Annotated in this window: 12 protein-coding genes; 8 read left to right on the top strand and 4 right to left on the bottom strand. The window is 43.4% G+C overall.

All coding sequences use genetic code 11. The annotated features are described in order from the left end of the window. Positions 1 to 28 precede the first annotated feature (28 nt). Positions 29 to 499, top strand: coding sequence for a hypothetical protein (locus tag PGR74_RS06420; RefSeq protein WP_041504304.1), 471 nt, complete (start codon positions 29 to 31; stop codon positions 497 to 499). Between the two features lie 116 nt (positions 500 to 615). Here the strand turns inward: PGR74_RS06420 and cdd are convergent, their stop codons facing one another. Continuing rightward, positions 616 to 1,077 carry a cytidine deaminase gene (gene cdd, locus PGR74_RS06415; protein WP_041504303.1) on the bottom strand — a complete coding sequence of 154 codons (462 nt, stop codon included), beginning with the start codon at positions 1,075 to 1,077 and terminating at the stop codon, positions 616 to 618. Between the two features lie 48 nt (positions 1,078 to 1,125). Between cdd and PGR74_RS06410 the strand changes: the two genes are divergently transcribed. From PGR74_RS06410 to PGR74_RS06380, 7 genes are all read left to right on the top strand, one after another. Beyond that, positions 1,126 to 2,046 (top strand): glucosaminidase domain-containing protein, encoded by a 921-nt coding sequence (locus PGR74_RS06410; protein ID WP_235375104.1) that lies wholly within the window; start codon positions 1,126 to 1,128, stop codon positions 2,044 to 2,046. Between the two features lie 8 nt (positions 2,047 to 2,054). Next, a complete protein-coding gene (locus PGR74_RS06405; protein WP_110688806.1) occupies positions 2,055 to 2,576 on the top strand; it encodes a DUF4199 domain-containing protein in 522 nt (173 codons plus the stop codon). Positions 2,577 to 2,592: 16 nt separating this feature from the next. Then, positions 2,593 to 3,540 (top strand): glycosyltransferase family 2 protein, encoded by a 948-nt coding sequence (locus tag PGR74_RS06400; RefSeq protein WP_041504301.1) that lies wholly within the window; start codon positions 2,593 to 2,595, stop codon positions 3,538 to 3,540. Between the two features lie 68 nt (positions 3,541 to 3,608). Then, complete coding sequence (locus PGR74_RS06395) at positions 3,609 to 5,006, top strand: MFS transporter (RefSeq protein WP_041504300.1); 1,398 nt, start codon at positions 3,609 to 3,611, stop codon at positions 5,004 to 5,006. 144 nt (positions 5,007 to 5,150) lie between these two features. Further along, the gene (locus PGR74_RS06390) at positions 5,151 to 6,098 is read left to right on the top strand and encodes an NAD(P)H-dependent flavin oxidoreductase (protein ID WP_041504299.1); all 948 of its coding nucleotides are present in this window, start codon (positions 5,151 to 5,153) and stop codon (positions 6,096 to 6,098) included. Positions 6,099 to 6,115: 17 nt separating this feature from the next. Continuing rightward, positions 6,116 to 7,351 (top strand): M16 family metallopeptidase, encoded by a 1,236-nt coding sequence (locus tag PGR74_RS06385; protein ID WP_041504298.1) that lies wholly within the window; start codon positions 6,116 to 6,118, stop codon positions 7,349 to 7,351. Positions 7,352 to 7,385: 34 nt separating this feature from the next. After that, positions 7,386 to 8,657 carry a M16 family metallopeptidase gene (locus tag PGR74_RS06380; protein WP_041505116.1) on the top strand — a complete coding sequence of 424 codons (1,272 nt, stop codon included), beginning with the start codon at positions 7,386 to 7,388 and terminating at the stop codon, positions 8,655 to 8,657. A gap of 95 nt (positions 8,658 to 8,752) precedes the next feature. Here the strand turns inward: PGR74_RS06380 and PGR74_RS06375 are convergent, their stop codons facing one another. Genes PGR74_RS06375 through PGR74_RS06365 form a run of 3 tightly spaced genes read right to left on the bottom strand, consistent with a single transcriptional unit; the run spans position 8,753 to position 14,276 of the window. Then, entirely contained in the window at positions 8,753 to 9,571 is an 819-nt protein-coding gene (locus tag PGR74_RS06375) for a DUF7015 domain-containing protein (protein ID WP_146216444.1), read from the bottom strand. Between the two features lie 17 nt (positions 9,572 to 9,588). Next, positions 9,589 to 11,139 (bottom strand): SusD/RagB family nutrient-binding outer membrane lipoprotein, encoded by a 1,551-nt coding sequence (locus tag PGR74_RS06370; RefSeq protein ID WP_041504295.1) that lies wholly within the window; start codon positions 11,137 to 11,139, stop codon positions 9,589 to 9,591. An 11-nt stretch (positions 11,140 to 11,150) separates the two neighbouring features. Continuing rightward, the gene (locus PGR74_RS06365; protein WP_041505115.1) at positions 11,151 to 14,276 is read right to left on the bottom strand and encodes a SusC/RagA family TonB-linked outer membrane protein; all 3,126 of its coding nucleotides are present in this window, start codon (positions 14,274 to 14,276) and stop codon (positions 11,151 to 11,153) included. Positions 14,277 to 14,926 lie beyond the last annotated feature (650 nt).

Genomic DNA, 14,926 nt, shown 5'->3' with positions numbered 1-14,926 from the left:
ACTAATGTCAAACTTAAAACTTAAACTCATGAAAAAAAGCTTGTTTTCCAAGTTAGCCATCATGTTAATGGCTATCTGTTTTTGCTCCAACGTTTGGGCCGACGAAATAATAACACTCAAGTTTACGGTTAGAGACGAGGGAGGTTTCTACTTAAAAAATACATTCGTATCCGCAGTATCAGACACACCGGATAAATGTGAAATTAGCAATCCCACTGGTTTTGTAGATGACCAAGCTACAAAAGAAATGCAGGTAATACTAAAGGGGTTAGGAACTTTCCGGATTACAGTCACATTCAGCTACACGGATGTTACAGTAACCAAAGTAGTTATTATCACTGTTTTGGAAGACCCGGAAACCGGCCAGTGGCGAATACAAATAAACCCAAACAGCTACCACTTTACCGTTACGATGCCAATCCCTGCCAATTTTAAATCATCCTCTGTTTTCCAAGATGGTTCTTTTGCTTTGTCTAAGTTATTTATGAAAAAAGAGTAAACACGACTTTAAAATCAATGATCTCATTTTTCATGGATGAGATCATTGATTCTTCCAATTCCCTTGTCCAACATACAAAAGAATTTCAAACAGAACCAAGAACAGAAGTATTCTCATTACATATCAAAAGCAAAAGGCAACAACTGACTGGCTTTAACACTGATAGTCGTTTTCCGTCCTATTAAAATAACGTCGAAGTCAGACCGGTATCGTTTGATCACCTCGGAGATCACCTGTCGGCAGGCTCCGCAGGGAGTTATAAACTCTTCCAAAGGGACCCCTTTATTACGAGCCGCAACAGCCATAGCCTTCACTCCCACCTCAGGAAAGGTGGAACAGGCATAAAACAAAGCCGTACGTTCGGCGCATATACCCGAGGGGAAAGCCGCATTTTCCTGATTCGAGCCGCATACGATCTCTCCGTTATTCAGTAAAACAGCCGCTCCTACCGCAAATTCGGAATATTTGCAATAAGCATTACGTGTCATTTCAAAAGCAGCATGACATAACTCCTTATACTCTTCCGGACAAGATTCTTTATATACCTCGTATTCTATCTTCAATTCCGCTTTTTCCATTCTGTTTTTTTTATTATTTTTACCGCCTAATATAAAACAATATATCCGATGATGAACAAATTTTACTTTTTTTTCATTTTTTGCTTGGTTTGTTACCAAGTAGCCGCGGCAAATCCGGATAGCAGACAACACTATATCAAAAAATACAAGGATCTCGCGATTCAGGAAATGGACCGTACCGGTATTCCCGCCAGTATTAAATTAGCTCAAGGAATATTGGAATCGGGTTGCGGCAGATCCGAGCTCTCTATAAATGCCAATAATCATTTCGGCATCAAATGCCATGACTGGAGCGGACCCAGTTTTAAAAAAGACGATGACCGGAAAAACGAATGTTTCCGTAAATACAAAAGTCCGGAGCAATCCTGGGTAGACCACAGTAACTTCCTGACCTCACGCTCGAGATACTCCTTTCTTTTCGAACTTCCCAAAACGGACTACAAAGGATGGGCAAAAGGATTGAAAAAAGCAGGATATGCCACGGCACCGGATTATGCTCAAAAGCTGATCAGAATCATCGAGGAAGAAAAATTATTCATCTACGACCGCCCCGGGAAACGGGTAAAACCGATTCCCTACGAAATGAATTACACCCTGAACGGAGGACCGGACTATCAACAACGAGTCGTGTATATCAACAACAGACCCTGTATCAAAATTAAGGAAGGGGACACGTTCGAAGCCATTGCCCGGTATTTCGGAATCCCGTTAAAACGGTTATTGGCTTACAACGACAAAAAGGAGACTTCCATTCGAACAGGCATGCATGTATTTCTAAAGCACAAGAGAAATAAAGCGCCTAAAGGCTATACCTTTCATAAAGTCAAAAAAGGAGATAGCATGTATATGATTTCTCAAATATACGGTATCAAATTGAATCGGTTACTTCGATATAATTTTATGGAAAACGGAGGCCAGCCTCAAATCGGCGAAATGATATCTCTAAGAGGTTATTCTCAACTCTATTGATCGTCATAATGAAAAAAACAACAAGTGAATTTTTACTCTACAATAGTATCTTCGGTCTATTTGTCGGCGGAAGTTATATCGTAGCTTCTTTAGTGTTCTTCTGGAGCGGGAAAAATATCTCACTGAACCCGCAACTGAACAACATCATTTTAATGCTAACGATTGCCGGTATTTTTTTAGGAGTAAAAAAATTCCGGGACGACCATTTAGAAGGAATCATCTCTTACGGAAAATCCTTCTCGACCGGAATATATATCCTAACGATTGCCTCTTTTCTCTATGCCTTATACATCTTTATTTTTTACACGAGTGATCCCGATCTGATGGAGCGATTCAAAAAAGTAATGCTCTCCATCCTAAAACAAGTATACGGGAACACGCCTCTTTACGAAACGTTTGAAAAAAGTATTCAATCTTTTTTGTATCCCGCCAGTATCGCTGTCGGAGAGTTCCTGAACAAACTATTTTTCGGTATCATTCTCACGCTATTTTTAGCCGGGATTTTACGCAAACGCGTTTCTCGTTATTAACATTAATACAATAACCATGGATTTATCTGTTGTCATTCCTTTATATAACGAAGAAGAATCATTACCCGAACTTATAACATGGGTCAACCGGGTCATGGAAGAGAATCATTTCAGCTATGAAATCATTTTAGTCGACGATGGCAGCAACGATGGTTCCTGGAAGGTGATCGAAGAACTATCCCGGAAAGATTCCCGCGTGCACGGAATCAAATTCAGAAGAAATTACGGGAAGTCCGCCGCCTTGCATTGCGGTTTCGAAGATGCCCGGGGAGACGTGGTCATTACCATGGATGCCGATCTTCAGGATAGTCCGGACGAAATACCCGAGCTTTATCGTATGATCACGGAAGAGGATTTCGATTTGGTATCCGGCTGGAAAAAGAAAAGATACGATCCGATCACGAAAACCATACCGACAAAGATATACAATGCAACAGCCCGGAAATTTTCAGGAATATATCTGCATGATTTCAATTGCGGACTAAAGGCATATAAAAATAACGTGGTGAAAAACATAGAGGTATACGGTGAAATGCACCGCTATATTCCCATTTTAGCGAAACAAGCCGGATTCACCCGTATCGGAGAAAAAGTGGTCCACCATCAGGCGCGAAAATACGGAGTGACCAAATTCGGCCTCAATCGTTTCATCAACGGCTTCTTAGACTTATTATCCGTAACCTTTATCACGCGATTCGCCAAAAAACCGATGCACCTTTTCGGGGCATTGGGGACCGTTTTGTTTATCATCGGTTTTTTTGCGGCCGGATGGTTGGGGATAGAGAAGCTGATAGCATTAAGCAAAGAGATAAAAGCTCCTCTTGTTACCCATAATCCCTACTTTTATATCGCTCTGACCTGTATGATTCTCGGAACCCAGTTGTTTTTAGCCGGATTTTTAGCCGAATTGATCTCCAGAAGCGCCAATGACAGAAATGTATACAGAATAGAGAAAAAAATATAAAGAAATTCCAAATTTTATCCTACTTTTGGACGGTGTATGTGCAAATTTTAATTTATAAATAAAATATCATGACTGAAAAGATTCAACAAACCCTTAGGGACTCCAAAGCTGCCAGATGGACAGCCTTGATCCTTATTGCATCGACCATGTTTTTTGCGTACATGTTTGTAGATGTTTTATCCCCATTACAAACCTTATTGGAGACGGAACGCGGATGGAGTCCGGACGTATTCGGAATGGAAGAAGGTTCCGAATTTTTCTTAAACGTTTTTTTCTTCTTCCTCATTTTCGCGGGTATCATCCTCGATAAGATGGGTGTTCGTTTTACGGGACTTCTCTCGGCTTCTCTAATGGTTATCGGAGGATCCATAAAACTATACGCCATCACTGAATACTTTAACAACGGCGGTATAGGGTATGAATTTTTCAACTCTTTCTGGACAAGCGTTCCCGCCAGTGCCAAAGTCGCTTCCATCGGATTCGCCATATTCGGTTGCGGTACGGAGATGGCCGGTATCACCGTATCAAAAGCGATCGTAAAATGGTTTACCGGAAAAGAATTGGCGTTAGCCATGGGTCTGGAAATGGCCATAGCCCGTTTAGGGGTATTTGCCGTATTCCGTATCTCCCCGCTATTGGCCGGAAGTATCAATCCGGACATCGTAACCCCGGTTGCCGTGTGCTGTACCTTACTTTGTATCGGTCTGCTGACTTTCTTGGTTTACGTATTCATGGATAAGAAACTGGATAAACAAATCGGTGAGATGAGCACGGAACCGGAAGATCCTTTCCATATCAGCGACATCGGAAAATTATTTACCAGCAAAACATTCCTTATCGTTGCCTTCTTATGCGTGCTCTATTACTCGGCTATCTTCCCGTTCCAGAAATTCGCAACGGGTATGTTGGAAAGCCGTTTAGGACTCAGCGCAACCGATGCGGCAGCCGTATTCTCCTGGTTCCCGATCGGGGCCATGGTTCTGACTCCCCTGTTAGGTGCCTATCTGGATCATAAAGGTAAAGGAGCAACCATGTTAATCATAGGAGCTCTCTTGATGTGCGGTTGTCATCTGATCTTCGCGTTAGCACCATTGAATCATTTTATCGCTTACGTGGCCATCGTTATTTTAGGAATCTCTTTCTCTTTGGTTCCGGCAGCCTTATGGCCCTCCGTTCCCAAATTAGTAGAAAACAGATACTTAGGGTCGGCTTATTCCGTTATTTTCTGGATTCAGAATATCGGTCTGTTGTCTTTCCCTATCCTTATCGGATGGTCTTTAAAAGCAAGTAACCCGGGTGTTTCCGAACAGATTAAAGCCGGAGTCGAAGGTGTAAGCTATAACTATACCGTTCCGATGTTGATTTTCGCCAGTTTGGGCGTTTTGGCTTTCCTTTTAGGATTATGGTTAAAAGCCGAAGACAAGAAAAAAGGATACGGTTTGGAATTACCGAATATCGAAAAATAAAATCATTTATCAAATTATCGCTAAACGGGTGTTTCACTTTGTCGAAACACCCGTTCGTATTATACGGTAGTATTATACCAAAATAAAAACTATTTTTGCATGCATACGATATGAATAGATAAAACCAAAAATAAAGAATAAAACATGGCAAACAGAATAACGACTCTCTTCGACATAAAATACCCGATCATTCAGGGCGGTATGGTATGGTGCAGCGGATGGAAGCTGGCCTCCGCCGTAAGCAACAATGGCGGATTAGGTCTGCTCGGAGCGGGTTCCATGCATCCGGAAACTCTCTTGGAACACATACGCAAAATGAAACAAGCCACGGACAAACCTTGGGGTATCAATATTCCTTTGCTCTATCCGGAAATGGAGAAACTCATTGATCTTATCATTAAGGAAGAGGTAAAGATCATTTTTACCTCTGCCGGAAGTCCTAAAAAGTGGACTCCCTTATTGAAATCTCACGGGATCACGGTTGTCCACGTTGTCAGTAGTGCCGTTTTCGCCCGGAAAAGCGAAGAGGCCGGAGTGGATGCAGTCGTGGCGGAAGGGTTTGAGGCCGGAGGACATAACGGACGGGAAGAGACTACCACTTTGACCCTAATACCTAACGTGGTTAAACATTGTTCTCTTCCGGTCATTGCAGCAGGCGGCATCTCCTCCGGAGAGTCGATGCTGGCCGCAATGGTTTTAGGAGCTGAAGGAGTACAAATCGGCAGTCGTTTTGCCGTGGCCGCAGAATCTTCGGCCCACGCGAATTTCAAACAGAAAGTTTACGAACTCGAAGAAGGCGATACCATGCTGGCATTAAAAAAATTAGCTCCTACCCGCCTGATAAAGAATGCATTTTACGAACACATCAAAGAACTGGAAGATAAAGGAGCCGATGCCGAAACATTGAAAACGGTTTTAGGAAAAGGCCGGGCTAAAAAAGGTATTTTCGAAGGAGATATGGAAGAAGGAGAACTGGAAATAGGTCAAATCTCTTCCATGCTACAACGGGAAGAGAGTGCGGAAAACATTATTACCGATATCGTTACCGCCTACGAACAAGCATTGAAAAATATAGAAAAACTATCTATTTAATACGCGACAGAAAAACGATGATTCACTATTCCCGACATATATTGGATAACGGACTGACGGTTATCTGTAACACGGATACCGGAACTCCTTTCGTTTCCGTAAACATACTGTACAAAGTTGGTGCAAAAGATGAAGATCCGAACAGAACCGGATTCGCCCATCTTTTCGAACACCTGATGTTCGGCGGATCCGCTCACGTTCCCGATTACGACTATCATGTGCAGAAAGCCGGAGGAGACAGTAACGCATTCACCAATAACGACTATACCAATTATTACATCACCATCCCTGCAGCCAACATAGAAACAGCCCTTTGGCTGGAGTCGGACCGGATGTTCAGTCTTAACTTTTCCCAAAAATCCCTCGATGTACAACGAAACGTGGTAATCGAAGAATTCAAACAACGTTACCTGAATAATCCTTACGGGGATATTTGGTTAAAATTGAGACCGTTGGCTTACAAAGTCCATCCTTACCGATGGCCTACCATAGGCAAAAAAATCGAACACATCGAAGAAGCGACTTTAGCAGAAGTCGAAGATTTCTTCCATCGTTTCTATGCTCCGGACAATGCCATTATCAGTATCAGCGGAAATATAAAAGAATCTCGGGCTTTGGAGTTGGTGAAGAAATGGTTCGGAGATATCCCTCCCTCCCATACCGTAAAAAACAGGTTATCTCCGGAACCCGAACAGACGGAAGCCCGGCAATTGATCTGCGAGCACAATAAAGTTCCCGCGGATGCCCTGTATAAGGTATTCCACATGGGCGACCGCTATTCGGATAATTTTTACGCCTGTGATATTATTTCGGATATCCTGTCCAACGGACAATCCTCCCGTCTATACGTCAACTTAATAAAAAACAGCAAGCTTTTTTCAGAAATAGATGCTTACGTGACAGGCGACATGGATCCCGGTCTCTTCATCTTTTCCGGAAAACTATCGGAGGGCGTGAAAATCGAAGAGGGAGAACAGGCCATCCAAAACGAGATCGATCGTTTTATTCAGGAGAACGTATCGGAAAGAGAGCTTCAGAAAGTCATCAATAAGACCGATGCCCGTATCTCTTACAGCGAAATCAACTACCAGGGGAAGTCTGCCAACTTGGCATTTTTCGAGTACCTCGGAGATATCGACCTGATCAATACAGAGCGCAACCGGTATATAAAAATAACCCGGGAAATGATAAAAAATACGGCGCAACAGCTATTTACGCCTGCAAACAGTTCTACCCTATGGTACCTGAAATAAAATACAGAACAATCATCTATACAATTCAATCCGTATGAACCGCAACCAACCTCCCCAACTGGAAGCCTTGACCAAACCTTCCGTCCTGAATTATCAAAAAAGAATCCTCTCCAACGGAGTAGAAATCATTTACATGAACGACCCTCAACAAGAGGTATTCAAAATGGATGTCGTTCTACCTGTCGGGGCTTATTTCCAACCCCGACCGATCATCGCTTCCACTATGCTCCATTTGTTAAACGAAGGAACTCGCTCCCATTCTTCCGAAATGATAGCCGAATTTTTCGACTATCACGGGGCTTACGTGGATTACAACTGCGGATTGCATAAGTCGGAAATCAGCCTGATCTCCTTAAACAAATACGCGGACAAGACCATCGGAATGGTAGCCGAGATGATTGCTGACAGTACCTTCCCGGAACACGAATTGGAAGTCTACCTTCGCAACAAAAAGCAACAATATTTGGTCAACTTGGAAAAAACCTCCTATCTGGCTCGTATGGAGTTTCTTCGCTTGTTTTTCGGAGAACAACATCCTTACGCTAATCATTTTACCCGAGAAGATTTCGACCAAGTGACCCGCCCCCGGCTCTTGGATTTTTATCAAAAACGGGTAAGTGCCCTGAACTGCCGTATTTTTCTTTCCGGCAATGTGAGTACGTCCGTCTTACAAGAGGTCGAAAAACAATTTTCCATACTACAATCTCCCGTTCCGGACGTAGAACCGGCATTCGACATCCAAAGCCAGCCTACCGGACAATACCGTATCCGTAAACCGGATGCCGTGCAAACCAGTATCCGGGTCGGCAAAAAAGGGGTCAGGCTCACGGAAGAAGATTATACCGATTTTCAGTTACTCAACATGGTTTTAGGCGGTTATTTCGGTTCCCGCCTGATGTCCAATATCCGGGAAGAGAAAGGCTTTACCTATAGCATCAGTTCATTTAATGTCAGTATGAAAAACGCTTCTTATTGGAACATCGCCACCGATGTCAATGCCGATTATGCAGAAGCTACAATTACTGAAGTCCGTAAAGAGATACTCCGTTTACAGCAAGAACCCATTCCGGCCGAAGAATTGGATCTTGTTAAAAGTTATTTTCACGGGGAGCTGCTTCGGGAATTAGACGGTGTTTTCGCCCAATCCGATGCTCTGAAACACAAATTGAATTACGATACGGACAATACTTTTTACTTGAGAATGATCGACCGTATGAAAAAATGCACCTCGGAGGACCTTCTTCAAGCAGCCCGGAAGCACCTGAACATAGAAGAGATGTATTTCGTCGAAGCGGGCAAAGGTTAATAATCATGAAAAATAGTAAAGATAAAACAACGAAGAGGCCGCCCCGTCTACAAACGGGAACGGCCTCTTGCTAACAAACAGGGGTTAAGTTGCTACTATTGTATCAACGCGTAAGTCTCCTTCACGTACCTTCCTCCTAAAATATTCCACTCGATCGTGAACGACTTTTTGTTCGGATCATAAGTTCCCGAGATAACGGAAGTGGCCTGTCCGTCGACGTCAAGAGTTACCTTGTTCGTTGTCGGATCGATCTCGTAATATACTTTATTCGAGAACTTACCACCAAATAATCCACCGGCCGACAACCGGGTAGGACTAACCGTTTCCAGGTAAACTTCCGTACTTGCCGGAGGAGCAAAATCCCCCTCCATTTCATACTTGTATTTACCCTCGTACGGACTACGTACTTTCAAAGCCAATAACAGATTTCCAAAATTTCCGCTTATCGTATAACCCGGCTGCTTCACGGACTCTATTTCTATCACCAGATAACTGCCATTAGCCTGCAGAGCTTCTGTCTTTATCTTTGCTGTTAAAGGTACGGCTCGTTCTCCTTTCGGGATCACCACAGACGTCGGAAGAGTGATCTTATCCAACGGAAACAACTCTTCTCCCTCGGGTATCAAATCTCCCTGTACGGATTTTTTCAATACCACTTCGATATCTTCCCCGGCCGGCTTCTCGGCCGCTAATCTCACTTCCCCGATCGTAATCTCCTGTTCGGCCCCCACAGCCAAAATAGCTATAGATTTCATATGGTCCGCATCGGCCGGTATCTCGATGATCTTTTTCGTGGAAAGATCCTCCGGCCTGATGCCATATTCAAGATCATCGATCCTGTCGTCTTTCAAGCAGGAAGTCAATCCCAATGAAATCACCGACATCATCCATATCAATACATGTATCTTTTTCATAATCCAATATTTAAACATTAATTTTTATCCCAAAATATCTTATTTGCCTGGGGATTAATAGTTCCCTGAGCCGTTGCATTCTTGTTATTGAACTGGTATTCGGTAGTCGGGTAAATCAAACGATAGGGAATACGATTATTTCCCACACTCGGATGCTTGGAACGAGGGATATCGGGAACCCCTGTTCTCCGGTAATCCGTCCAGGATTCCGCCCCGTTGATTCCGTACATGGCAATATACTTTTGCAAATAGATCAATCGCAATTTATCCGGATGGCTGTCCCACTCCGCAAACTTAGTATCGGTCGGTTCCGTGGGATGCAGGTATTTGTCGGCTACTTCCGCGGCATCTTCCACCCCTAACCACACGAAAGATTCGGTTACGGCCTTCTCGTAAACTTTTTGAGCATCCCCGGCGAGGGCTCCCCGTTGGATAGCTTCCGCCTGCAAGAAAAGGCTCTCGAAAGAGGGTAAAAACCATTGCGGCATATCGACCGATTTAGCGATACCCGGACCGGAAACCATAGAAGAGTGGGCTCCATCAGGCAGGCTATTGTCCACCACCCCGAAATCGAAACCGATGTAATACTCTCCTCCCGTGGGAGTTTTAGCTTTCGAGTAAAAATAGGTATACCGGATGTCCCCATTATCCCGTAAAAGATTCAGAAAGAAATTATTGGCCCGGAAGAAAGCATCCGCAACCCCTTGATCATTTTCTCTATAAGTATTCCAGAAAGGATTTTGTTTTCCCTTATCCGCCGAATAGGTCAAATGAGCGGCTGCAGTCTCTCCCTCTCCAAGAAAACCCGCCCCGTTGGCCACTATTTTGTCCGCTTCCGTTTTCAAAGCGGCAGCCCCAAGAAAATCAGCCTCATGCATAAGCATCCGCAAACGTTGCGTGTTCCCTAACTTCCGCCACATTTTTAAATCGCCCTTGAAAACGACATCCGCACGCCCGATATCGTAATTCTCTCCCTGTTCGGCTGTCTTCAACAGTTCGTCTGCTTTCGCTAATTGTTCCAATAAATCCTTATAGATATCCTCCGCTTTGTCGTAAGGAGTTAACATGTAATTTGTGATGTCGAAACAATGAGTATAAGGAATATTATTGTACTGATCGACCAACGTCATAAAACCTATGGCTTTCATGATCTTGGCAATCGCTTCGTAAGCCTTTTCCCCCCGGGCAACAGCACTTTTCTCCATCACGTCGAAATCTTTCAGTACATCCATCCAATCGTGCCAAACTCCTTGGTTAAAAGTTGCCGAAAGCTGGAATGCCTCAAGATCCGTGTTCGGACCGTAAGTCCCGGCACAACGGGCATAATATCCCATCCATTGCTGATAATTTCCGTTCGCTCCGTTCAATTGGGTGTAATCCGTACTCGGCTGGGTAGCGGCTGTCAAAACCCCAACCCGATTCATGGCACTGGGTAGTATCAGGTTTGGTGTCATATTTGCTTCCGCCGCACTGTTCGGATTCTGATTGATATCGAAATAACTCTCGCCACACCCTACTATTAAGAGCATAACAAAAGGAATAATCATATGTATTTGTATCTTCTTCATATCCGTTTAATTTAAAATTTAACCGTAATTGTTCCTCCAAAACTCCGGGTCGGGGGATTCACAGTAGCATCTCCCACTCCGGAAACATTTCTCTGATCACTAAAATAACTTCCTTGAAAATCAGGATCTCCATACACATTGGACTTCGGTAACCAAAGGGCCAAATTCCGTCCGGTGAAAGCAATCGTGACGCCTTTGATCACGTTTTGTTTTCCGATAAGTGACTGTGGAAGATCGTAAGAGATCGAAAATTCCCGAAAACGCCAAGAATCGGCACTTGTCAGGAAGTTCGTTCCTACCGTCCGGTAGTTATCTCCCGTCCAAAAATCATTCACATCCGTGATTGTCACATTCTCATTCGGTATATATTTCCCCGGATTTTTGGGATCCTCGTAGACCGAGTTCGGGAAAACGAAGCGTTCCCTGTGATTGGCCCCTGTCCTTTCGGAGACTCCCGTCCATGCCATATCGGCACCGATCATATTAAAGGCATAATATCCGCCTTTATACTCAAAAGTAGCGGAGATCGTCAATCCTCTCCAGGTGATCGTCGGATTCAGCCCCATAATGTATTTCGGCATTGTCCTGCCGAATATTTTATTGGTTTCGTCAACTTTCGGCAATCCGGTCCCGGCATCCACAATCACCCGTCCCTCTGGATCTCGCTGATAATCTTTCGCACTGAACACGAAAGCAGGTTTACCCACGACAGCTTGATTACTGGCCGCATAGAATCCACCGACGGACAACTCCTCCAAATCCCCGAAAATGGAAAGGACCTTACTATCGTTATAAGTAAAGCTCGTACCTAAGTTAAAGTCCCATTCCCCAAACCGAACGAGCGGCGTTAATTTTAATTGCGCCTCAAAACCGAAATTTTTAAAAGAAGCAGCATTCAAATAGGCAAAACTATAACCGGTAGAACGGGGAACTCTCACCCGTACGATTTGGTTCGTGTTCTTCTGGTTATAGTAGGTCATATCCAGCGTAACCCGGTTATCCAAAAGACTCGCTTCAAAACCGAATTCTATACTCTTTACAAACTCCGGCTTCAACAAAGGATCATAAGAGGTCGAATTAATCGAGTATCCGGGAAGTCCGGCATAGGGGAACCCCAAGATTTGAGCCGAAGTAGCACTTAACAAATAGGGATCGATGTCGGCATTACCGGTTTTATTCCACGAAGCCCGCAATTTAAAGAAGTTGAATACGTCAGACTTTATAGCGGGAATAGCATCGGTCAATACAACCGAAGCACTCACACCCGGATAAAAGAAACTGTTGTGTTTCGGATCGAGCACTGAGGTCTTATCGTTACGCCCTGTAACTTCCAAGTTGACGAAATTTTTATAATTCAACGTCAAACTTCCGTAAAACGAAAGCATCCGCACCCTGTATTTGTCGGATCCTCCCGTCAATTCTCCCGGCCTTGCGGAAACATTAAACAGATCTTCAACAATTAACCTGTCTCCGATCATGTTCATACTCTTCGTATCCACATCGCGAACGTAAGTTCCCACCAATAGGTTACCCTTAAAATCTCCGAGAGTTTTATGAAAATTCATATACAATTCGGAAGAGAGCCTATTCTGTACATAAGAGTAATCCTCCACCCGCTGGGGGATAGTCGATATTCCCCGATGTTCTCCATATTCCGTCACCGTTCGGAGCAGGGTCTTGACTTTATATTGCTCCGTCCGGTAAGTCATGGCTGCTCGATAATTGATATCCCACCAGCCGGTAGGTGACAATTTAAAGTCTATACTGGTAATCAAATCCTGCTTTTTTCCTTTTCTTCTCCAGGTATCTAACGCAATATAAGGATTTATCCCGTACCGATTGTAGTAATTATCGTAAGTGGCGAACGCATTGTTCTTGTAATCTTTGTAAGAAGTCAGCGGCACATGAGCCTGCGTGGAAAAAATCAGGTTCATCAAACCGTCATTCAACCCCACGTTATTGGCAGAGTAATAATCACTCATAGCCGTATCATCAAACACGTCATAATTAGACTGGATGTAATTCGAATTAAAATTAACTGTAAAAATTTTATAGGTTTTGGAAGCATTGAGACGAATACCCGTTCTCCGGTTGCGGTCGTTCGGAACCACCCCCTTGATGAGCGCATCCTGTACACTCAGGAAAAAATCTTTAGCCAGGTAAGAAACATCGTTTTGCATGGTCATTCCCGTTTTAAAAAACTTCCGTCGATTATTCTTTATCGGGGAATACTTCACCTTCTGTACACTACCATCCGGCAACGTCTCTCCCAACACGACTTCCGAGCCGTCGTAAGCCGGTCCGTAAGACCAATTCTCGTAAGGAATATAATCACCGTATCCTCCGCTTCCGAACTCCGTTTGAAATTTGGGAAACATGGAGACTTGGCTAAATTGAGTCGAGTTACTGATCGTAATCTCCGGCTTAGCACCCTCGGCACCTACTTTTGTCGTCACAACGATTACCCCGTTACGGGCATCAGGACCATAAATAGCAGCAGCAGAGGTTCCCTTCAATACATTTACACTCTCTATATCGTTCGGATTTAAAGAGGATAGGAAACCTAAAGCCACCGGAACACCATCCAACAATAACATCGGGTTATTGTCACCGGTCAACGAACGTATTCCTCGCAGATTGATCTTCACATCCTCGAACACGCTACTGTTCAAACCCGTGATATTTAACCCGGGTACTTTTCCTTGTAACCCGACAGCCACATTCAAAGCGCGAGCCTTAACCAGTTCCCGGTTAGTCACATTTACCGTCGAGTATCCCAAATCTCGTTTCTGACGTTTGATACCTAAAGCGGTTACGACCACCTGCTCCAGGCGCTCCGTCTCCTGCTCCATCTTCACATCGATCACTTTTCGCGTTCCGGAATTAATTTCCTGTTTTTTCATCCCCACAAAAGAAAAGACAAGAACGGCATCCGCCTCCACATTTTTTAAAACGTAATGTCCCTTAACATCGGTCGATGTCCCGACATTCGTTCCTTTTACAACAACCGTAACCCCCGGCAGCGGAGATCCGTCAGCAGCATCGGTCACCGTACCCGAGACCTCACGCTTTTGAGCCAAACACAGTTGTACTCCTGCTAACAACAGGAAAACAATCAATTGAATCGTCTTTTTCATAGTCTTGTTTTTAATTAGACATCATTTGTAGTTAACAATAATTATCGCATTGAACAATCAATACAATAACGCACAGCTCTTACTTATCGGGATCTATCAATAATTCCACGTAATCTTGACGCATTGAGGAGATCGTAAAAATGATTTCGATAAAGCCTCTCCTACCCAAAGAGAAAACTTTTTTCCACGATAAATACTATTGACAACTCATGTCGACAAGTAACGTACTTAAAAAGAAATTATTGTTTTTTCGGAATAATCGATTTTATCCCCGGAGTCACCAGTTATCTTCTCATCAAACTGAACCTATCGTCCCTAAGAGGCCCAGAGCATACAGACACCTAACTTTAGAATATAAACAAATCCCCCCTACGTCCATTATCGTAGCTCGTATCCGACTATACTCACGACTATTTTTAATACACCTATCAAAAAACCTTCGTTTAATGACATTTTTATAGGAAAAACATCATGATTGGCTCAAAAAAGACAACACGTTGAATACAAGAATCGAAGATTTATCAAAAAATATTTATTTTATTTGTATTTGTAATTTTTTTACTATATTTGTAATGATCAAAAAACGAAGGTTTTATATAGATACATATACATCTATAATTCAATAGTTTATCATATATATTTACTTGTCC

Origin of the sequence: Sanguibacteroides sp. AM78-02pH3A (genome assembly GCF_027666085.1) — a bacterium.
Taxonomy (GTDB): Bacteria; Bacteroidota; Bacteroidia; order Bacteroidales; family Marinifilaceae; genus Gabonibacter; species Gabonibacter massiliensis.
Note: the sequence above shows the minus strand (reverse complement) of the source record. Positions and strands in the feature narration are given on the sequence as shown.

Coding starts and splice junctions, on each gene's coding strand:
- PGR74_RS06420 (WP_041504304.1), top strand. CDS start 29: ATGAAAAAAAGCTTGTTTTCCAAGTTAGCCATCATGTTAATGGCTATC.
- cdd (WP_041504303.1), bottom strand. CDS start 1,077: ATGGAAAAAGCGGAATTGAAGATAGAATACGAGGTATATAAAGAATCT.
- PGR74_RS06410 (WP_235375104.1), top strand. CDS start 1,126: ATGATGAACAAATTTTACTTTTTTTTCATTTTTTGCTTGGTTTGTTAC.
- PGR74_RS06405 (WP_110688806.1), top strand. CDS start 2,055: ATGAAAAAAACAACAAGTGAATTTTTACTCTACAATAGTATCTTCGGT.
- PGR74_RS06400 (WP_041504301.1), top strand. CDS start 2,593: ATGGATTTATCTGTTGTCATTCCTTTATATAACGAAGAAGAATCATTA.
- PGR74_RS06395 (WP_041504300.1), top strand. CDS start 3,609: ATGACTGAAAAGATTCAACAAACCCTTAGGGACTCCAAAGCTGCCAGA.
- PGR74_RS06390 (WP_041504299.1), top strand. CDS start 5,151: ATGGCAAACAGAATAACGACTCTCTTCGACATAAAATACCCGATCATT.
- PGR74_RS06385 (WP_041504298.1), top strand. CDS start 6,116: ATGATTCACTATTCCCGACATATATTGGATAACGGACTGACGGTTATC.
- PGR74_RS06380 (WP_041505116.1), top strand. CDS start 7,386: ATGAACCGCAACCAACCTCCCCAACTGGAAGCCTTGACCAAACCTTCC.
- PGR74_RS06375 (WP_146216444.1), bottom strand. CDS start 9,571: ATGAAAAAGATACATGTATTGATATGGATGATGTCGGTGATTTCATTG.
- PGR74_RS06370 (WP_041504295.1), bottom strand. CDS start 11,139: ATGAAGAAGATACAAATACATATGATTATTCCTTTTGTTATGCTCTTA.
- PGR74_RS06365 (WP_041505115.1), bottom strand. CDS start 14,276: ATGAAAAAGACGATTCAATTGATTGTTTTCCTGTTGTTAGCAGGAGTA.